The sequence below is a fragment of the Winogradskya consettensis genome (genome assembly GCF_018332715.1).
GTDB classification, from domain to species: Bacteria; Actinomycetota; Actinomycetes; order Mycobacteriales; family Micromonosporaceae; genus Actinoplanes; species Actinoplanes consettensis.
This window is the reverse complement of record NZ_BOQP01000001.1, coordinates 68,177-87,821: the sequence shown is the minus strand read 5'-3', so window position 1 is coordinate 87,821 and position 19,645 is coordinate 68,177. Positions and strand designations below refer to the sequence as shown.

Annotated in this window: 16 protein-coding genes and 1 pseudogene; 11 read left to right on the top strand and 6 right to left on the bottom strand. The window is 70.7% G+C overall.

Going from position 1 to position 19,645, the window contains the following annotated elements; genetic code table 11:
* Positions 1–4: 4 nt before the first annotated feature.
* Together Aco04nite_RS00465 and pgsA are read right to left on the bottom strand one after the other, a co-directional pair.
* Complete coding sequence (locus Aco04nite_RS00465; RefSeq protein WP_212995209.1) at positions 5–895, bottom strand: phosphatidylinositol mannoside acyltransferase; 891 nt, start codon at positions 893–895, stop codon at positions 5–7.
* Complete coding sequence (gene pgsA, locus Aco04nite_RS00460) at positions 892–1,560, bottom strand: phosphatidylinositol phosphate synthase (RefSeq protein ID WP_212995208.1); 669 nt, start codon at positions 1,558–1,560, stop codon at positions 892–894. The genes Aco04nite_RS00465 and pgsA overlap by 4 nt, the downstream gene beginning before the upstream one ends.
* A 196-nt stretch (positions 1,561–1,756) precedes the next feature.
* Here pgsA and Aco04nite_RS00455 point away from each other — a divergent pair.
* Positions 1,757–3,235 (top strand): annotated as a pseudogene (locus Aco04nite_RS00455) (GTP-binding protein); the annotation flags it as partial.
* A 126-nt stretch (positions 3,236–3,361) separates the two neighbouring features.
* On the opposite strand, the gene Aco04nite_RS00450 reads toward Aco04nite_RS00455, so the two are convergent.
* A complete protein-coding gene (locus tag Aco04nite_RS00450; RefSeq protein WP_212995206.1) occupies positions 3,362–4,546 on the bottom strand; it encodes an FAD-dependent monooxygenase in 1,185 nt (394 codons plus the stop codon).
* Between the two features lie 53 nt (positions 4,547–4,599).
* On the opposite strand from Aco04nite_RS00450, the gene Aco04nite_RS00445 reads away from it, so the two are divergent.
* The 3 genes from Aco04nite_RS00445 to Aco04nite_RS00435 are packed head-to-tail and all read left to right on the top strand — an operon-like array spanning position 4,600 to position 8,416.
* Positions 4,600–5,172 (top strand): TetR/AcrR family transcriptional regulator, encoded by a 573-nt coding sequence (locus tag Aco04nite_RS00445; protein WP_212995205.1) that lies wholly within the window; start codon positions 4,600–4,602, stop codon positions 5,170–5,172.
* Positions 5,173–5,210: 38 nt separating this feature from the next.
* Entirely contained in the window at positions 5,211–7,163 is a 1,953-nt protein-coding gene (locus tag Aco04nite_RS00440; RefSeq protein WP_212995204.1) for a putative bifunctional diguanylate cyclase/phosphodiesterase, read from the top strand.
* Entirely contained in the window at positions 7,160–8,416 is a 1,257-nt protein-coding gene (locus Aco04nite_RS00435) for an ABC transporter substrate-binding protein (protein ID WP_212995203.1), read from the top strand. Before Aco04nite_RS00440 ends, Aco04nite_RS00435 begins: the two co-directional genes overlap by 4 nt.
* On the opposite strand, the gene Aco04nite_RS00430 is transcribed toward Aco04nite_RS00435, so the two are convergent.
* Positions 8,391–8,879, bottom strand: coding sequence for an HIT family protein (locus Aco04nite_RS00430; RefSeq protein WP_212995337.1), 489 nt, complete (start codon positions 8,877–8,879; stop codon positions 8,391–8,393). The two genes, Aco04nite_RS00435 and Aco04nite_RS00430, sit on opposite strands and share 26 nt — an antisense overlap.
* 118 nt (positions 8,880–8,997) lie before the next feature.
* Here Aco04nite_RS00430 and Aco04nite_RS00425 point away from each other — a divergent pair, with 118 nt between their 5' ends.
* The 4 genes from Aco04nite_RS00425 to Aco04nite_RS00410 are packed head-to-tail and all read left to right on the top strand — an operon-like array spanning position 8,998 to position 12,063.
* Positions 8,998–9,477, top strand: a complete 480-nt coding sequence (locus Aco04nite_RS00425) for a SigE family RNA polymerase sigma factor (RefSeq protein WP_212995202.1) — start codon at positions 8,998–9,000, stop codon at positions 9,475–9,477.
* Positions 9,474–10,448, top strand: a complete 975-nt coding sequence (locus Aco04nite_RS00420) for a hypothetical protein (protein WP_212995201.1) — start codon at positions 9,474–9,476, stop codon at positions 10,446–10,448. Before Aco04nite_RS00425 ends, Aco04nite_RS00420 begins: the two co-directional genes overlap by 4 nt.
* 29 nt (positions 10,449–10,477) lie before the next feature.
* Positions 10,478–10,909, top strand: a complete 432-nt coding sequence (locus Aco04nite_RS00415; RefSeq protein ID WP_212995200.1) for a sigma factor-like helix-turn-helix DNA-binding protein — start codon at positions 10,478–10,480, stop codon at positions 10,907–10,909.
* On the top strand, positions 10,906–12,063 hold the full coding sequence (locus Aco04nite_RS00410; protein WP_212995199.1) for a hypothetical protein: 1,158 nt from the start codon (positions 10,906–10,908) through the stop codon (positions 12,061–12,063). Before Aco04nite_RS00415 ends, Aco04nite_RS00410 begins: the two co-directional genes overlap by 4 nt.
* 55 nt (positions 12,064–12,118) lie before the next feature.
* Here Aco04nite_RS00410 and thrS read toward each other — a convergent pair whose 3' ends face one another.
* Positions 12,119–14,119: a threonine--tRNA ligase gene (thrS, locus tag Aco04nite_RS00405; protein ID WP_203837802.1), complete on the bottom strand. Its 2,001-nt coding sequence runs from the start codon at positions 14,117–14,119 to the stop codon at positions 12,119–12,121.
* Positions 14,120–14,178: 59 nt separating this feature from the next.
* Positions 14,179–15,078 (bottom strand): ADP-ribosylglycohydrolase family protein, encoded by a 900-nt coding sequence (locus Aco04nite_RS00400; protein WP_212995198.1) that lies wholly within the window; start codon positions 15,076–15,078, stop codon positions 14,179–14,181.
* Positions 15,079–15,180: 102 nt separating this feature from the next.
* Here Aco04nite_RS00400 and Aco04nite_RS00395 point away from each other — a divergent pair, with 102 nt between their 5' ends.
* The 3 genes from Aco04nite_RS00395 (at position 15,181) to Aco04nite_RS00385 (ending at position 19,639) form a co-directional block, all read left to right on the top strand.
* Positions 15,181–15,870 carry a response regulator transcription factor gene (locus Aco04nite_RS00395; RefSeq protein WP_203837800.1) on the top strand — a complete coding sequence of 230 codons (690 nt, stop codon included), beginning with the start codon at positions 15,181–15,183 and terminating at the stop codon, positions 15,868–15,870.
* Positions 15,871–15,974: 104 nt separating this feature from the next.
* Complete coding sequence (locus Aco04nite_RS00390; RefSeq protein WP_244875638.1) at positions 15,975–17,279, top strand: HAMP domain-containing sensor histidine kinase; 1,305 nt, start codon at positions 15,975–15,977, stop codon at positions 17,277–17,279.
* A 254-nt stretch (positions 17,280–17,533) separates the two neighbouring features.
* Positions 17,534–19,639: an RICIN domain-containing protein gene (locus Aco04nite_RS00385; RefSeq protein WP_212995197.1), complete on the top strand. Its 2,106-nt coding sequence runs from the start codon at positions 17,534–17,536 to the stop codon at positions 19,637–19,639.
* Positions 19,640–19,645 lie beyond the last annotated feature (6 nt).

Here is a 19,645-nt window from a genome sequence, read left to right as displayed (position 1 = left end):
GCCCCTAGACCCGGGCGCTCTGGCCGAGCCACAGTTTCTGCAGCATGTGCCAGTCCTGCGGGTGGTCGGCGATCCCCAGCGCGTACGCGTCGGCAAGCCGTTGGGTCGTCTGTTTGACCCGCACGTCGAGGGCGCCTTCGGTGGCCGGTTCGACGCGGCGGATCCGGCCCATCGTCTTCGTCTCGGTGAACCAGAGGTCGGCGGCGTAGAGCGGTGCCCCGGTGCGGATCGCGAGCAGCGCCGGCCCGGGTGGCATGCGCGTGCGGCCGCCGAAGAACTCGACCTCGACGCCGCTCTTGGTGAGGTCGCGGTCGGCGAGCAGCGCTACGGCGTACCCCTGGGTGGCCTTCTCGGCCAGGACATCGAGCGGAGGCCGTTGCCCGCCGGTGAGCGGGATGACCTCCATGCCGAGCTTCTCGCGGTACGCGACAAAGCGCTCGAACAGCCCCTCGGGCTTGAGCCGCTCGGCGACGGTGACCAGTTTGTACCCGTTCGATACCACCCAGGCAGCGGCCGCGTCCCAGTTGCCGGTGTGCGGCAGCGCCAGGATCACGCCGCGCCCCTGCGCCAGCACCCCGAGGAACTCCTCGGCCTCGACGAGCTCGAAGTCACGCAGGAAGTCCTGCTTCGACTGCGACGGAAGCCGGAACGCCTCCATCCAGTAGCGCGCGTAGGACCGCACGGCGGCCCGGACCAGCTCGTCCAGCTCGGCGTCGGCCATCGCGGGACCGACCACCTGGCGCAGGTTGCGCCGCAGCCGCTGAACGCCGGGCCCGTTGCCCTTCGCCCCCCGGTCGGCGCCGAGGTTGAACACCGCCCGGGCGGCAGATAGCGGCAACATCCGCGTCAGCCGCCACCCGGCCGCATAACCGAGCTCGGTGAGCCGGTCCTTCACCGCACATCCCTGGCCGGCGGGATCGGCGCCGCCCCGACCGGTGCGGGCGGCTCAGCGCTGGGGTTGTCCGATTTCGAGGCGTGGATGAGCCGCTGGAAGACGGTGATCACGGATAGCACCGCGAGCACCCAGAGCGCGGCCGGCAGGCCCCATTCCAGGCCCGCACTGCCGAGCAGACCACCGACACCGAGGATGAGCAGCCGTTCGAGGCGCTCGGCGATGCCGACGTCCGCATTGAGGCCGAGGCTCTGCGCCCGGGCCTTCACGTAGGAGACGACCTGGCCGCCGACGAGGCAGACGAGCGCCGCGACGAGGCCACCGTAGGGGTTGCCCTCGCTGGCCATGTAGTAGACGACCGCGCCGAAGACGGCGCCGTCGGCGATGCGGTCCATCGACGAGTCGAGCAGGGCGCCGAAGTGGCCGCCTCTGCCGCGCATCCGGGCCATCGTGCCGTCGAGCGCGTCGGTGAGCGCGAACGCGGTGACCACGATGGTGCCCCAGAGGAGCTCGCCTTGGGAGCCGAGCCACGCGCCGAACAGCACCCCGACGGTGCCGGCGACGGTGACGGCGTTCGGCGTGACGCCGATACGCAGCAGGAAACGGGAGATGGGATTGACGCCGTACGAAACGACGGCACGGGCGGTCACGTTCACGATCTTTGCCATGGCCGTCCCACCATAACGGCGCCCCGGCCGCAGCCGGTACGGCGTGCGTCACGCGTCGCCGGATCGTCATACAGCGCGCCGCCACCATCACCGAGGGTCGCGGCTCCAACCGCGGAGGGTGTCAGATCCATGAAGGTCGCCCTTACATCGGAGCGGTGGACCCAGGTCCGGAAGAATGCCCACTCGAGGAGGAGTGATGGCGCAGAAGCCCCAGGAAGGCACGACCGACCCCAGCACGGTACGCAACGTGGTGCTGGTCGGTCACTCAGGTGCGGGAAAGACGACGCTGGTCGAGGCGTTGCTCGCCGCGACCGGCACGATCAGCCGCGCAGGCTCGGTGGCCGAGGGCACCACGGTGAGCGACCACGATCCCGCCGCCGTGCGCCAGCAACGCTCCGTGACCCTCTCCTGCGCCCCGCTCGTGCACGACGGGGTGAAGGTGAACCTCCTCGACACCCCCGGATACGCCGACTTCGTCGGGGAGCTGCGCGCCGGCCTGCGGGCCGCGGACGCCGCGCTCTTCGTGGTCTCGGCGGCCGACGGCGTGGACGAGTCGACCGTCACGCTGTGGGAGGAGTGCGCCGCGATCGGGATGCCCCGCGCGGTTGTCATCACCCGGCTGGACCATCCGCGCGCCGACTACGAGCAGACGCTGCAGGACTGCCAGGACGCGTTCGGCGAGAACGTGCTGCCGATCTACCAGCCGATGCTGGGCGACGACGGCGCCGAGATCGCCGGGCTGATCGGCCTGGTCACGCTCCGGGTGCTGGACTACTCGACGGGCTATCCGCCGCGCGAGGCCGAGTTCGAGCAGGCCCACCTGATGCCGATCAAGGACGACCGCGACCTGCTCATCGAGGCGATCATCGCCGAGAGCGAGGACGAGGATCTGATGGAGACGTACGTCGCGGGCGAGCTGATCAGCACCGCGACGCTCGTGCCCGACCTGGAGAAGGCCGTGGCCCGGGGGACGTTCTACCCGGTCATCCCAGTCTGCTCAGCGACCGGTGTCGGGCTCGACGCGCTGCTGGACGGCCTGGTCAACGCCGCGCCCACACCGATGGAGCACGACCTGCCGGTGGTGACCGGGGTGGACGGCAGCCCGCTGCCCCCGCTGACCTGCGACCCGGACGGCCCGCTCGTGGCCGAGGTGATCAGGACGACGATCGACCGGCACGTCGGGCGCGTCTCGCTCGTGCGGGTCTTCTCCGGCACACTGCGCCCCGAGCAGGTGGTGCACGCTTCCGGGCACGGCCTGGAAGAGCGCGGCCACCCCGACCACGACGCCGACGAGCGCATCGCGCACGTCTACTCCCCGCTCGGCGCCCAGCTGCGCGAGGTCGGTCTCTGCGTGGCCGGCGACATCTGCGCGATCACCGAGTCGGGCAGCGCGGAGACCGGTGACACCCTCTCCGGCAAGGAGCAGCCCCTGCTCATGGAGCCGTGGAGCATGCCGGAGCCGCTGCTGCCGATCGCCGTGGTGGCCCGGTCGCGCTCCGACGAGGACGCGCTGGCCAAGAACCTCGCCCAGCTCGTGGCCGGTGATCCGACGCTGCGGCTGGACCGCAACCCGGACACCCGCCAGCTGGTGCTCTGGTGCATGGGCGAGTCGCACGCCGAGGTGGTGCTCGACCGGCTCCGGGCCGGCGGTGTCGAGCTGGGCACCGAGCCCGTGGCCTGATCGCCGGATATCCGGTGGTGGACCTGCGGGAGGCCGCCGAGCTGGTCCGGTATGCGGTGGAGTTGCGGGCGCTGACGTCGGGCGGGGGCAGCTTTACGCGTACCCATGTCCGGCATGAAGCTATGCCGCCGCATCTCGCGGAAGCGATACGGCATTAGCGGCCTCCTGCAGAGGCCGGGTCACCATGTCGATGATCTGCCGTTTCCAGGGGTTGAAACGCAGGGTCCGCATGCCGTAATTGCGGAAACCGATCTGGAGACGCCCGCCGGGCACCATGTCCGACGCCATCTTGCGGCCATAGGCCATGTTCTTTTCCACGTACGCCCGGAGCCCGCTCTCGTAAAGCGAGAACGCCTCTTCATGCCCGTCGGCGCAAGCCAGCGCATCGGCCAGCACATACGCGCCGACCAGCGCGAGGCTCGTTCCCTGCCCGGATGAGGGGGACGGGCAGTAGGCGGCGTCGCCGAGCAGCACCACCCGCCCGCGTGACCAGCGCGGCATCTCCACCTGGCTCAGCGAGTCGAAATACAGGTCGTCGACGCCGTCGAGCGCGGCCAGGAATTCGCCGACCCGCCACCCCATTGCGGCGAACCGTTTCCGCAGTTCCGCCCGCGGGTCCGCGAACGACTGCTCGGGCGACGCGAAGATCATGCCCACTTTCGCCGGAATGCCGGGCCCGGTGCTGTAGGCGAACACCATTCGCCCGGGTGCGCTGAAAAAGACCTCCTCCCGGTCCAGGCCGAGATCTTCCGGGACGTCGAAGATGGAGATGTACGCCCCCAGGTGTCGCAACGGCACCTCACCGAACGCCGCCCGCCGGGTTTTCGAGTGCAGCCCGTCGGCACCCACCACCAGGTCGAAGCGCCGGATCAGCCCGCTGGTGAACGTCACCGTGACCCCGTCGGCGTCCTCGTCGAGCACGGCGATCGAGTCGCCGAACAGGTATTCGGTGTCCGCCGCGGTCGCGTCGTGGAGGATCCGGGTCAGGTCGGTGCGCATCACCTCGAGGTCGTCGCCGCGCCGGCCCATCAGCAGGTCGGCGTCGAGGGTGGCGATGCGGCCGCCGTCGGCTTTCACGTAGGTGACGGTCTGCATGCCGGTGTCGGCCGCCCGCGCCTGCTCGTAGAGGCCCATCCGCTTGAGCACCTCGGTCGCGGCGCCCCGGATGTCGACCTTGTAGCCGCCGTCGCGCAGGGCCGGGGCCCGCTCGACGACCGTGGCGCGCAGCCCGTGCCGGTGCAGCCAGTAGGCGAGGGCCGGTCCGGCGAGGCCGGCTCCTGAGATCAGTACGGATCGCTGAGTCATGCTCGTACTATACAAATGTCTTACACGTTTGTATAGAACCTAGGATGGCAACCATGGGTCAACGCGAAAAACTGCTCGAGGGCGCGAAGCGGTGCCTCTCGGAGAGGGGTTACGCGCACACCACGGCGCGCGACATCGTGGCCGCGTCCGACGGCGCCAACCTGGGCTCGATCGGCTACCACTACGGCTCCACCCAGGGCCTGCTGAACGCCGCGATGCTGAGCGCGATCGAGGAGTGGGGCGACGCCGTCGGGGCAGCGCTGGCCACCGGCGGCGGCGACGAGTACGGTGATCCGCTGGTGAGCTACTGGCGGCGGACGCTGAGCACCCTGGAGACCCACCGCGCGACCTGGCTGGCCAGCATCGAGGCGATGATCCAGAGCGAGCACAGCCCCGAGCTGCGCGGACAGATCGCCGACGGGATGCAGCAGGGCCGCAGCGGCCTCGCGGCCATGCTCACCGGGCGCGAGGAGGAGGGCCTGGACGACGGCACCGTACGCTCGGTCGGCTCCGTCGCGATGGCACTGATGTCCGGCGTGATGATCCAGTGGCTGATCGACCCGGCGCGGGCACCGTCGGCGGAACAGGTCGCCGCCGGCATCCGAGCACTCGCTGTAATCGGCTAGTTACTCAACTTGGCCGCCGTGGTGTCGATCTCACCACCGTGGCCCCCCGACGCGGAACTCAGCCACGCGCCCTGACGTCCTGGCGCGTGCTGCTCGCCGTGCTCGTCGTCGTGCTGGCCACGCTCGGTGCCGGGGTCTACGCCCTCGAACAGCAGATCCGCACCCGCACGCTGGACAGCGCGCTGCAGGGCGTCGTGATCATCAGCTCGCTGGTCATCGACCGCAGCGTCACGCTCGACGACATCACCGTACGGCTGCACCCCGCCAACCGCGCCCAGCTCGATACCGACGTCGTCCTGCTGCAGCAGAAGGGTGAACTGCGCGGCCTGATGATCTGGTCGCTCACCGACGACCGGCTCGTCTACGCCGACTTCGACCACCAGCTCGCCGGCCCGCTCACCGCCGCCCGGCGCGCCGCGGCCCTGGTCGGGCATCCCACCGCCGCCAGCGCCACCGATCCGGGCACCGGGGAGAAGCTGCTCGCGGTCAGCTACCCGTACGACGCCAACGGCGACGGGATCGTGGACGCGCTCGCCGTGGTCCTGCTCCCCCGCCGCGGGGTCGACACCTCGATCGCCCGCTCCACCCACCTGCTCTACGGCGGCGGGCTGTTCGTGCTGCTGGTCGCGATCGCCGGGGTGCTGCTGGTCCGGCGCCGGCAACGCGACCAGGACCACGCCGCCGTGCACGACCCGCTCACCGGTCTCGGCAACCGCGAGAAGCTGCGCCGGGCGGCCGTCCCCGCGCTGGCACACGCCACGGAGGCACGCCCGGCCGGCCTGCTCCTGCTCGACCTCGACGGCTTCAAGGGGATCAACGACTCGCTCGGGCACCACGCCGGTGACCAGCTGCTCGCCGCCGTCGCGGCGGCGATCGACCGGGCCTGCCAGGGCGCCGGGACCGCCATCCGGCTCGGCGGCGACGAGTTCGCGGTGCTGCTGCCCCGCACCGGCACCGCCGGCACGCTGGCCGTCGCGCAGGCCGTGTCCGAGGCCGTCCGCCACCCGGTCGTCCTCGACGGCCTGACCGTCGAGGTCGGCGCCAGCATCGGCGTGGCGCTGGCCCCCGCCGACGGCACGGATCTGAGCACCCTGCTGCAACGCGCCGACCAGGCCATGTACCGCGCCAAGCAGCGCGGCGGCGGCGTGGTCCGCCACGACCCGGCGGACACCGGCCCCGAAGCGGGCGGCATGCACGTCACCCTGCTCCCCCAGCTGCGCAACGCCCTGGAGGACGGCCAGCTCGAACTCCACTACCAGCCGATCTTCACCGCCGCCGGCGACGTCCGCGACCTCGAGGCCCTGCTGCGCTGGAACCACCCGGAGTACGGGCTGCTCACCGCGAGCGACTTCCTGCCCGCCGTCAAGCAGACCTCGCTCATCCACCCGCTCACCGAGTGGATGCTGCGCACCTCGACGGCCGAGGCTGCCGGCTGGCGCTCCGCGGGCCACGACGTACGCCTGGTGGTGAACCTCGCCACCCAGAACCTCGTCGACGACGCCCTCCCCGAGCTGGTCACCGGCATCGCCGAGACGGCCGGGCTGCCACTGTCGGCGCTGAGCATCGAGTTCCGCGAGGCCACGCTCGCCGCCGACCCGCCCCGGGTGGCCGCCGCGCTGACCCGGCTCGCCGACACCGGCATCGCCGTCGGGCTCGACAACGTCGGCGCCGGCACCACCCACTGGCTGACCGTCGCCCGCGCGCCGGTCAGCCGGCTCAAGATCGACCGTGAACTGGTCCGGCTGCTCCCGGAGAGCCTGGCCGCCGAGCGGATCGTCGCCGGTCTCGTCCGCATCGCCGCCGACCTCGGCCTGACCAGCGTCGTCGTCGGGGTCGAGAGCCGGGCGAGCGCCGACCGGCTCATCGCACTCGGCGTCGACGGCCTGCAGGGGTACGCCCTGTGCCGCCCGATGCCCGCCGGCAAGGTCCCCAACTGGTTGTCCGCCTGGCAACTGGCCCGTTCCAGCGCCTCCGAGGTGGCAGCGTCATGAACCGAGTACGCAGACTCGTCGCCGGTCTCACCCTGCTCACCGCCCTGGCCGGCTGTGGCACCACGGGAGCGGCCGACGACAAGAGGATCACGCTGACCATCGACGACTTCGGCAGCTTCGGCTACAAGACGCTGCTGCGCGAGTACGAGGCCGCCCACCCCGAGCTGCGCGTCGTCGAACGGGTCACCGCGTTCACCAAGCACCACGAGCTGCTCACCCAGCGTCTCGACGCGGGTAGGGGCACCGGTGACGTGGTCGCCGTCGAGGAGGGCTACGTCGTCGAGTTCCGCAACCGCTCGGCCGACTTCGTCAACCTGCTCGACCTGGGCGCCGGTGACCTGAAGAGCAACTGGCTGCCCTGGAAATGGGACGCCACGCTGAGCGCCGACGGAACCGGCCAGATGGGGCTCGGGACCGACGTCGGCGGGCTGGCCATGTGCTACCGCCCCGACCTGTTCAAGGCCGCCGGGCTGCCCACCGACCGCGAATCGGTGGCGAAGCTGTGGCCGACGTGGGAGAAGTACATCGCCGCCGGTCAGCGCTTCCAGGCCGCCGACCTGCCGGTGAAGTGGACCGACGCGGCCAGCAACATCTACAACCAGATCCTGGCCCAGCAGCCCACCGCGTACTACGACCGCGACGAGAAGCTCGTCATGGACCAGAAGCCCGGCGTCCGCACCGCCTGGGACCTGACCGTCGACATGATCGAGTCCGGCGAGTCGGCGAAGTACGTGGCGTTCAACGCCCAGTGGATGGCGGCGTTGCAGGGCGGCCGGTTCGCGACGCTGACCTGCCCCGCGTGGGTGCTCGGCCTGATCCAGCAGAACGCCCCGGCCACCCGCGGGCAGTGGGACGTCACCGCCGTCCCGGGCGGCTCCGGCAACTGGGGCGGCTCGTGGCTGACCGTGCCGAAGCAGAGCTCCCACCCCAAGGAGGCGTACGCGCTGGCGGCCTGGCTCACCGCGCCCGCCCAGCAGCTGCGGATCTTCAAGGAGACGGGCAACCTGCCGTCCGTACCCGCGCTCTACGACGACCCGGCGGTGACCGGCTTCCAGAACTCGTTCTTCTCCGACGCCCCCGTCGGCAAGATCTTCACCGCCGCGGTCTCCCGCAAGCCGGCGCAGTACCTCGGCCTGCACAACGCCGCCGTACGCACCATCGTGGAGAACAAGCTCAGCAAGGTCGAGATCGGCCAGCTGGTCCCGGCACTGGCCTGGCAGGAAGCGGTCAGCGAGGCTCAGGCGGTGAAGTAGCCCACGCCTTCGCCAGCAGCTCCTTGGTGTCGCCGAGGAGCTGCGGCAGCACCTTGGTCTGGGCGATGACGGGCATGAAATTGCCGTCGCCACCCCACCGCGGCACCACGTGCTGATGCAGGTGCGCGGCGATCCCGGCACCCGCCACCGAGCCCTGGTTCATCCCGAGATTGAACCCGTGCGGACTGCTCACCCCCCGGATCACCCGCATCGCACGCTGGGTGAACTCGGCGACCTCCACGGTCTCGGCCGGCGTCAGGTCGGTGTAGTCGGCGACGTGCCGATAGGGACAGACCAGAAGATGACCCGGGTTGTACGGGTAGAGGTTCAGCACCGCGAACACGAGCTCGCCACGCGCCACCACCAGACTGTCCTGCTCCGGCAGGCCCGGCCCGACACAGAACGGGCAACCCTCAGGCTGCTCGTAGGCGTCGGAACGATCCTCACCCGAGATGTACGCCATCCGGTGCGGGGTCCACAGCCGGTCGAGCCCGTCCTCACTCACATCCCCAACCCTACGCACAGCGGATTCCCCCCGCGCGACGTCTGCACTGTGTAGAAAGTTTCGACGGGGAGGGTGGATGCACTTCGAGGAGTTCGCCGCGGCGCGGTTACCCGCGCTGCTGCGCTACGCGATGCTGCTCAGCGGCGATCGCGAACATGCCCGGGACATCGTGCAGGAGGTGCTCACCCGCGCACTGGTCAAATGGGACCGGATCGCGCGGGCCGACGAGCCGTACGCCTACGTACGCCGCATGGTGACCAACGAATACCTGTCCTGGCGACGCCGCAAGCGCGTGGTCACCGTCCCGCTGCGCGACGACGACCTGGACCACCCCGCCGCCGCCCCGCACCGCCGGGACGAGGACCTGTGGAAGCTGCTCGGCGACCTGCCGAAACAGCAGCGCGCCGTGCTGGTGCTGCGCTTCTACGAGGGCCTCACCGACGAGGAGATCGCGGAGTCGCTCGGCTGCCGCACCAGCACGGTCCGCGCGTACGCCAGCCGCGCCCTGGCCACGCTCCGCGTCGAGGTCACCCAGAACACGGAGGTGCTGCCATGACCACGCTGGACGACCTGCACCACATGTTCGACGCGTACGCCGACCAGGCCCCCGACGGCCACGGCCTGATCGACCAGGCCCGCGAAGCCGCCGCCCGCCGCCGGATCCGCCGCCGCTGGCAGTCCTGGATCGCCGCCCTCGCCGTCGTCGCGGTCACCGGCGGCGGCATCGCAGTCGCCGCCGGCCTGCGCCACCACGACCCCGTGGTCGTCCCGCCCCGGGCAGCCACCCAGACGACGATCACGATGGCCGACGGCTTCACCCCGGTCACCCAGTCCACCGGACGGGATTCGCAGCGGTTGCAGTGGGGCGTCGTGTCGGTCACCGTCGCGGCACGCCCGGGGTACGACACCAAGACGCTGACCGCGGGCGAGCGGCTGACCATCAACGGGCATGACGCCTGGTACACGGCGAACCCCAGCGAGGGGAGAACCCCCGATGCTGTACCGCTCCTCGGCTGGCAACTACCCGGGGGTGAATGGGTCAGCGTCCGCGCCGGTAACCGGGCCGACAAGATCGCCGTCGCCGAGCAGCTGAGGTTCACCACACCCCGCGACGTGCTCGTGCCCTATCGGGTCGGCTGGTTGCCTCCGCAGATGGTGGCCTCGAGCACCACGGTCGATCAGTCGGAGACGATCGGGGTGACCTGGTCCTGGGCCACCAAACCGACTGACAACCCGGGCGAGGACCCGGTCCGGATCGAGACGGAGCCGCTGCCGGATCGGATCTGGTCGCAGCAGAAGAGCGATCTCTACCGGTCCGTGAAGCCGGTCGGCGGTCATCCCGCCTACGTCCGCGACGGCACATCCGAGCTGCTGGTCGAGACGCCGACCTGCCTGGTCACGGTCGGGACCCGGCGCTGGGGCGGCACGCCGGACCAGACGGTCGACGACGCGACCCTGCGCAAGGTCGCGGAGAACCTGACCATCGCGGACTGCACCAACCGGGCGACCTGGTCACCGGCCGGATGAGACGGGAGGGAGAGGAACGGGGAGGGCGAATGCGGTTCGAGGAGTTCGCCGCCGCACGGCTGCCGGCACTGTTGCGCTACGCGATGCTGCTCAGCGGCGATCACGACCAGGCCCGGGACATCGTGCGGGAGGTGCTGACCCGCTCCCTGGTCAAGTGGGAGCGGATCCAGCGCACCGGCGAGCCGTACGCGTACGCACGCCGCCTGGTGACCGACGAATACCTGTCCTGGCGCCGCCACAAAAAGCCGGCGGCCGGCGACGGTTTGTGGAAGCTCCTCGGTGACCTGCCGAAACGGCAGCGCGCCGCCCTGGTGCTGCGCTTCTACGAGGGCCTCTCCGACCAGGAGATCGCCGAGGCGCTGGGCTGCCGCACGAGCACCGTCCGCGGCTACGTGAGCCGCGCCCTGACGGAGCTCGGCATCGAGTTCCCCGCGGGTGCGCCCGAGGAGGTACTGCCGTGACCAGCACGAACGATCTCCGCGCCATGCTGGAGCTGCACGCCGGATCCGCCCCGGACGGCCACGGCATGATCGAGGCCGCCCAGGCGGGTGCCGTCCGGGTACGCCGCCGGCGCAAGATCACCGCAACGGTCGCCGCCGCGGTGGCGGTGGCGGTCGTCGCGATCGGACTGCCGGTCGCCCGGCACCTCGACTCGTCGCCGCCGCCCGCCTCGGTGACACCCCGCGCACCGTCGGACATGAACGTCAGCATCGCCGCGGGCTCCGGCTTCACGGTGGAGCACTGGTCCGCGGTCATCGGGCGGCAGGAGCTCGTCGTCGCGCAGGAGCACCCCACGGAGGAATACCCCGGCGACTATCTCGTGCAGGTCTTCGACCCGGGCCGGTTCGACGCGTCCAGGCTTCCCACCGGGCGTGCCATCAAGGTGGCCGGTCACGATGCGCTGTGGCTGCCCAGGCTCGACGTCAACGAGCTTGGGCCGGGGAGCACACCGACCCCGATCATCCCCATGCCGTCGCTCGCGCCCAACATGGGCATCGAGCTCATCTACAACTTCGTGGCGTGGAAGGACCGGGACGGCCGCTGGACCACCGTCAGGGCGAACGACTTCAACTACGACCGCCTGTTCCGGCTCGCCGCGGCGATCCGCACCGGGCCCCTCGCGCCGGTCCGGGGACCGCTGCAACTCGGCTGGCTGCCCGAGGGGCTCACGGTGACATCCGTCGAGTCCTCCACACCGGCGGACCGCGGGCTGCAACAGCTCACGATCTCCGCGCTCGATCGGAGACCGGAATGGGAGGCCTCCCAGCATCCCGAGCCTGCGCAGTCCGGCCCCGACCAGGGCCAGGGCAGCCCCATCACCCTGCAGATCACGGACAGGAGCGGCGAGACCTGGCGTAACCATTCCGGGCTCAGCGAGCCGTCCGACACGGTGAACGGCTTCCCCGCCTGGTATTCCGAGGGCAACACCGTGCCGGGGGAAACCCACCCGGAGAACGAGAGCCGGCTGTTCGTCGAGACCGCGTCGTGCGCCATCGGGCTCCAGACCACCGACTACCACCACCTCAGCAAGGCGGAGCTGCTGCGCATCGCCGCCGACGCCACCATCGGTACCTGCGACACGAATGAGGACGGCTGGTTCCCGATCCTCAAATAGACAATTCGGGGGGGTACTGGCGCGGTGCCCGTACCCCCCGAATGTCTTGAAAAGATCAGGCCGCGGACGGTCCGATGTTGGTGCGGGAGCGGACGATCTCGGCGACGTGGGCCACGGCCTCGGCCAGCGGCATGTTGTTGCGCTGGGAGCCGTCGCGGTAGCGGAAGGAGACCGTGCCGCCGTTGACGTCGTCGTCGCCGGCGATCGCCATGAACGGGATCTTCTGCTGCTGGGCGGTGCGGATCTTCTTCTGCATGCGGTCGGTGGAGAAGTCGACCTCGGCGCGGAGGCCTTCCTTGCGCAGGAGGGTGACGAATTCCTGCAGGTAGTCGGCGTGGTCGTCGCGGATCGGGATGCCGACGACCTGGATCGGGGCGAGCCAGGCCGGGAACGCGCCCGCGTAGTGCTCGACCAGCACGCCGAAGAACCGCTCGATGGAGCCGAACTTCGCCGAGTGGATCATCACCGGCTCCTGCCGGGTGCCGTCGGCGGCCTGGTATTCCAGGCCGAAACGGGCCGGCTGGTTGAAGTCGTACTGGATGGTCGACATCTGCCAGGTACGGCCGATCGCGTCCTTGACCTGCACGCTGATCTTCGGGCCGTAGAACGCCGCGCCGCCCGGGTCGGCCACCAGCTCCAGACCGGACTCGGTGGCGACGTCCTCGAGCACCTTGGTCGCGACCTCCCACTGCTCGTCCGAGCCGATGAACTTGTCGCTCTTGGGGTCGCGGGTGGACAGCTCGAGGTAGTAGTCGTCCAGGCCGAAGTCGCGCAGCAGCGACAGCACGAAGTTCAGCAGGTGCTTGATCTCGCCCGGGGCGTCCTCGGCGGTGACGTACGAGTGCGAGTCGTCCTGGGTCAGGCCGCGGACCCGGGTCAGGCCGTGCACCACGCCGGACTTCTCGTAGCGGTAGACCGAGCCGAACTCGAACAGCCGCATCGGCAGCTCACGGTAGGACCGCCCGCGCGACCTGAAGATCAGGTTGTGCATCGGGCAGTTCATCGCCTTGAGGTAGTAGTCGGCCCCCTCCATGTGCATCGGGGGGAACATGGTGTCGGCGTAGTACGGCAGGTGCCCGGAGGTGTGGAACACACCCTCCTTGGTGATGTGCGGGGTGCCTACGTACTGGAAGCCCTCCTCGATGTGGCGCGCGCGGACGTAGTCCTCCATCTCGCGCTTGATCACACCGCCCTTGGGGTGGAAGACGGCCAGGCCGCTGCCGATCTCCTCGGGGAAGGAGAAGAGGTCCAGCTCGGCGCCCAGCTTGCGGTGGTCGCGGCGCTCGGCCTCGGCAAGACGGTTGAGGTACGCCTTCAGCTCGTCCCGGCTCTGCCACGCGGTCCCGTAGATGCGCTGCAGCTGCGGGTTCTTCTCGCTACCACGCCAGTAGGCAGCGGCGGAGCGCATGAGCTTGAACGCCGGGATGAACCGGGTGCTGGGCAGGTGCGGGCCGCGGCACAGGTCGCCCCAGACGCGGTTGCCGTCCTTGTCGAGGTTGTCGTAATGGGTCAGCTCGCCGCCGCCGACCTCCATGACCTCGCTGTCGTCGACATCGCCCTTGATGTCGACGAGCTCGAGCTTGTAGGGCTCGTGCGCCAGCTCCGCCTTGGCCTCGTCCAGCGAGGAGTATTCGCGCCGGCGGAAGGTCTGCCCCGCCTTGACGATCTCCTGCATCCGCTTCTCGAGCTTGCCGAGGTCGTCCGGCTGGAACGGCTTGGTGACGTCGAAGTCGTAGTAGAAGCCGTTCTCGATCGGCGGGCCGATGCCGAGCTTGGCCTCCGGGAAGATGTCCTGCACGGCCTGGGCCAGCACGTGCGCGGCCGAGTGGCGCAGCACGCTCAGCCCGTCGGGCGAGTCCATCGACACCGGGGTGATCTCACTGTCCTGGGCGGGCACCCAGGTGAGGTCGCGCAGCCGGCCCGAGGAGTCCTTGACCACGACGATCGCCTTGGGGCCGGACTGGGGCAGGCCGGCGGCGGCCACCGCGTCGGCCGCCGTGGTCCCGGCCGGGACGACTAGGACGTCGGCCGCAGCATGGGAACGGGGTGCAGACACGGTGGATCTCCTTCAGCTCTTGTGTTGAGGTCGGTCACGATGCTACTGCGTTCAATTGTTCACGCTTCGGGCGACGCAGCCACCCATTTAGGCAGCGGCTCGCGGGCCTGGATCCATTCCGCGGGGATCCCGGCGATGCCCGTGTGCGCTGCGACGATCCCGCCGGCCATCGCCGCCGTGGTGTCCATGTCACCGCCCGCGGCGATGCAGGCCTGGACGGCCGCCGGGTAGTCGTCCAGGTGCCGGGCGGCGACCCAGATCGCGAGCGGCACGGAGTCCTGCGCCATCGCGCGGGTGCCGTTGCCCAGCTCGTACGCCGCCGCGGTGGCCGAGCTGATCGTGGTGGCGGCGCGCAGCCCGTCGCGTACCCGGCTCTGGGGTGTGTGCGCAAGGACCGCACCCAGCAGGTCCACCGGCTGCCCTTCCAGGCGTGCAGCGGCCGCGACCGCCGCAGCGACGGTGACGGCCACCGCGCCCGCGATGCCTTCGAGGTGCGCGTGGGTGACCTCGGCGGCACGGGCCCCCTGAGCCGCGGCGTGCGCGAGCGAGTCGGCGTGCCAGGCGCCCAGCGGTGCCGCCCGCATGGCCGCGCCGTTGCCCGCCGAGCCCTGCCCGTCGAAGGCGGCCGCGGCGGCGATCGGCCAGGGTGTGCCCTCCCGGATCTGCCGCAGCATCACCACGGCGCCGGGGCCGTAACCGCGGTAGGGCTCGAAGTGCTGCCCGAGCAGGTCGGCGAAGTGGTCGCGGTCGAACTCGGGGTCGTCACCGGCGGTGAGCGCGGCGACGAGGCAGCACGCCTCCTCGGTGTCGTCGGTCCACGGCCACGGCGGGTCGGGCGGGACGTCCAGGGAATGCCCCGGGACGAAGAACTGGGCGCCGAGTGCGTCGCCCACGGAGAGTCCGGTCAGTGCGTCGGCGGCCAGTGCCGCCCTCGTGTCAGGAAAGAGAGTGAAAGTCATCGGTACGCGAATCCTACTACGTTTTCCATGACGCTCAGTAGCCGAGTGATGTCGCTGGATGACGGATTCGGTCTATCTTGCCAAGGGCAGTACCTTCTTCGCATGGCCACGGTGTTGCTCGTCGAGGACGACCACGTCGTGCGCGGTGCGATGCTCCGGTCGCTGGCCGACCGGGGGCACGCCGTGCACGCCGTCGGAACGGCACTCGACGCCCTGCGCCGCGTCGCCGCCGAGACCCCCGATCTGGTCGTGCTCGATCTGGGCCTGCCCGATCTGGACGGCTCCGACGCGCTGCGGATGCTGCGCGGCATCACCGACGTCCCGATCATCATCGCGACCGCCCGCGACGACGAGCAGACCGTGGTGCGGCTGCTGCGGGCCGGCGCCGACGACTACATGGTCAAGCCGTTCACCGGCGCCCACCTCGACGCGCGGATCACCACGGTGCTGCGCCGCGTCGGCCGGGCCAGCCGCACCGCCCAGCCCGCCGTCCACGAGGTCGGTGAGCTGCGCGTCGACATCGGTGAGCGCAGCGCCACCCTCGCCGGCGAGGCGCTGGCGCTGACCCGCAAGGAATTCGATCTGCTTGCCTATCTGGCCGCGCGTCCGGGCCGGGTGGTTTCCCGTCGTGAGCTGTTGGAGGAGGTATGGCGACAGCCATCGGTCGGCGAGGACCAGACGATCGACGTGCATCTGTACTGGCTCCGTCGGAAACTGGGCGAATCCGCGGCGAAGCCTCGCTACCTGCGCACCGTGCGGGGGGTCGGATTCCGGTTGGTGGCGCCGGACTGAGGGCGCGGCTCGCCTACGTCACCGCCGCCACCACCGCTGTCGCCTCGCTCGCGTTCCTCATCCCGCTGGGCTGGGAGCTGCGGGCCGACCATCGTGACAAAGCCATGTCCGCGGCCGCCCAGCGCAGCGCCACGGTCGCCGGCGCGGTGACCGCCGGTTCGGGCAAGAAGGGCATCGAGGCCGCGACCAGGGCCGCCGGTGGGACCCTGGTCCTGCACGCCCCGGGCGACACGAAGAACAGCCGGGTCTCCGCCGAGGCGCTCACCGACGCGGCCGGCGCTGGTCAGCCGGTGGAGATCGACGTCGACGGCGGCACCGTACGGTTACAGCCCGTCACTGTCAGCAGCAAGACCTCGGTCGTCGAGGTGTTCGTGGCCGACTCCGAGCTCGGCGACGGAACCGCCCGCGACTGGTGGATCCTGCTCGGCATCATGGCCGGGCTCGTCATCGGCTCGGTGATCGTGGTCGACCGGCTGGCCCGCGGCGCGGTGGACTCCGTGCGGCACCTGGTCCAGGGCGCGATGGCCGTCGGCGGCGGCGACCTGGGCGTGCGCATCCAGCCGTCCGGGCCGCGCGAGCTGGCCGAGGCCGGGTACGCCTTCAACCGGATGGCCGACCGGCTCGTCACCTCCCGCACCAGCGAACGCGAGCTGGTCGCCGACCTGTCGCACCGGTTGCGGACGCCGCTGACCGTGCTGCGCCTGGACGCCGAGGCGCTCGACCCCGACGACACCCACATCGGCGAGTTCTCCGCGGCCGAGCTGGACCGCAGACGCGGCATCCGGCGGATCAGGCAGGCCATCGTCACCCTGGAGGGCGAGGTCGACCAGCTGATCAACACGACCCGGGCCGCGGTGGCCGCCCAGGTGGCGGAGGCCCCCGAGGAGGGCCTCTGCGACGCCGCCGAGGTGGTGCGCGACCGGATGGTCTTCTGGTCGGCGCTGGCCGGCGACCAGAACAGGAAGTACCAGGTCGTCGGCGCGCAGCTGCGCATCCCGGTGCCGGTGGCCCGCCCCGAGCTGGCCGCCGCCCTGGACGCCGTGCTGGGCAACGTCTTCCGCTACACCCCACAGGGCACCGCGTTCGAGGTCAGCCTCTCGCGCCGCGACGGCTGGGTGGCGCTGCGCATCGACGACGCCGGGCCGGGCATCGACGACCCGGAGAAGGCGATGCAGCGCGGCCAGAGCGACCAGGGCTCGACGGGTCTCGGCCTGGACATCGCCCGCCGCGCGGCGCAGGACGCGGGCGGCTCGGTGAGCCTGGCCCGGGCCGCGATGGGCGGCGCCAGCGTGGTGATGCTGCTCGCCGACGCCGATGCCCCGCCGAAACAGGCGAACCGTTTCGGTCTGGTCGGCCGCGGAAGATTGGCACGCGAGCGTGACCCTTCCCGGCGCAAACACCCGGGTTGACATTCTGTTTTCCGCCGCGGGCCAGCACAGCCTGAGACTTGAATTACCCCGGACGGTACAACGATTGCTTAGATCTGTATTAAAGGCATTCCCCTGACGTAGCGGGCCTGGCAACCTCTAACCCGATCCCATCCGGCTTCCCGGCCCGAAGCCCGCACCAGCCCCACACCCAGGGTCGGTGAAGCCACCGCGCGGTGGGAGGTGGTCACCCCATAGCCCCCTCCCACCGCGTACCCGCAGCACGAGGAGATGGTTTGTCCGCCCACCGCCGGCTAGCGCTTCGTGGGGAAGCACCTCAGCCCGGGCGCCGGCAGGCCCCTGACCGAGGTCGCCGGCGTGCGGCCTCGCGCACGCGCCGGCTGCTCCCACTCGCGCTGGGTGTCGTCCTGCTCGGCGTCGGCGGGGTCGTCGGCCCCGGGATCGTCACCGGCAGCTTCGGCTCCGGCAAGGACCAGGGCGACCAGCAGGTGTCGTACGGCGCCCTGCCCGACGACAACCGCACCCAGGGCATGGTCTACGCCGGTCTGAAGGCGGCCGCGTCGGATTCGCTGTGTGCCGGCACGTTCTCGCTGGACGAGGAGACCTGCAGTTACGGCCCGGACGTCGCGCCCACCGGGATGTCGGTGAGCAAGGACGTCGCCCCCGTGACAGCCGCAGCGCCGACGCCGGACGAGCCCCGGCGCGAGACCGGAGCGGTCCCGTCCGACGCCGAGATCGTGCGTGACGAGGGCGGTGCCTCGCTGTCGGTGGGCTCGCCAGCGCTGATCCCGGACGCGGCTCCCGGCGAGGCCGACTTCATCATGGGTACGCACGACGTGGCCTGCGAGGCCGACGGCCGCTCGGGCAAACGCGTCCAGGTGCTCTACCTGCACGAGTTCGGCACCCCGAGCCGTTACAGCGAGTACGCCGGGTCGATCCGCAACTGGTCGGCGGGTGTGGACAGCATCTACGACCAGAGCGCGGCCGAGACGGGCGGCTCCCGGCACATCCGTTACGTGACGACCCCGCAGTGCCGGGTGGACGTGCACGAGGTGCAGCTGCCGACCGGCGCGCTCGCGTCCTTCGACCGCACCATCGCGGCGCTGCAGACGCTCGGCTACAACCGCACCGACCGCAAATACCTCATGTTCGCCGACAGCCACGTGTACTGCGGCATCGGCACGTACATCGCCGACAAGCGACCCGGGCTCGGCAACCGCAACAACGGCGGCCCGTCGTACGGCCGGGTCGACTCCGGGTGCTGGAGCTCCTCGGTGGCCGCCGTCGAGACCACCCACATGCTGGGCGCGGTGCTGCAGGACTCGCCGAACTCCACCGGCGGCGGGAGCTGCACCGACAACTACGACCTGCTGTGCCGGCCGGACCGGTCGGGCAAAGCGATGCGCGACGTCTGCCCCAAGCAGCACGAGACGCGTCTCGACTGCGGGCACGACGACTACTTCAGCACCAACCCGAAGCAGGAGAGCTACCTCGCCGACAACTGGAACGTCGCGCTGAACGAGTTCCTGCTGCGCAGCGATGGCGGTGACGACCTGCCCGACGCGCCCAACGCGGTGGCGGCCCCCTCCGACGAGCCGTCCACGGCACCCTCGAACGCCGGGCAGCAGTCCAGCGGCTTCGCGGACGGCGGTGGCGACGAACCAGCGCCCTCGCTTTCTTCGGCGCTGCCGACCACCGAGGCCGCGGCCGCCGGGGTCGAGGCCGTTCTCGAGATCCGCGATCCCACGAGTACGTCCGTGCGGCTGACCTGGAGCGCGGCGTCCCCGACCGCGAAGTACCAGGTGCAGGTCGACGGCGTGACCGTGGCGACCACAGTGGCCACCCGCGCCCGGCTCATCGGCCTCAGGCCGGACAGCAAATACGCCGTGACGATCAGCAACACCGAGCTCGGGTACGCCGCCAAGGGCCAGGCCCAGTCGGCACCAGCGGCCCGCCCGGCGGCGAACACGTGGTTCGTGCTCACCAACTCGCTGACCGGCGACGACGCGGCGGATCTCTACGCCGCGCGGTCGGCGAACGGAACACCCGTCACGCTGGGCGGCACCGACGGCAACGCCCAGCAACAGTGGAAGCTGGTCCCCGCGGGGGCCGACACGTTTTCGCTGCAGTCGAAAGCCACCGGCAAGTGCGTCGGCCCGCTGGGCGGCAACCCGGTGGCCGGTGCCCCGCTGGTCCAGGGCGACTGCAGCGCGGGTGGCCGGTGGCGGCTCTTCGCCACCGACTACGGCTTCAGCCTGCGCACGAGCGTCGGCGGCCTGGCCGTCGGCGTGGGCAGCCAGCGCTTCGGCGAGGCCCGCCTGCTCGCACTGCAGAGCCCGGGACGGACCCGGCACCAGAGTTGGACGGCGCTGCCCGGCTAGGCCGGT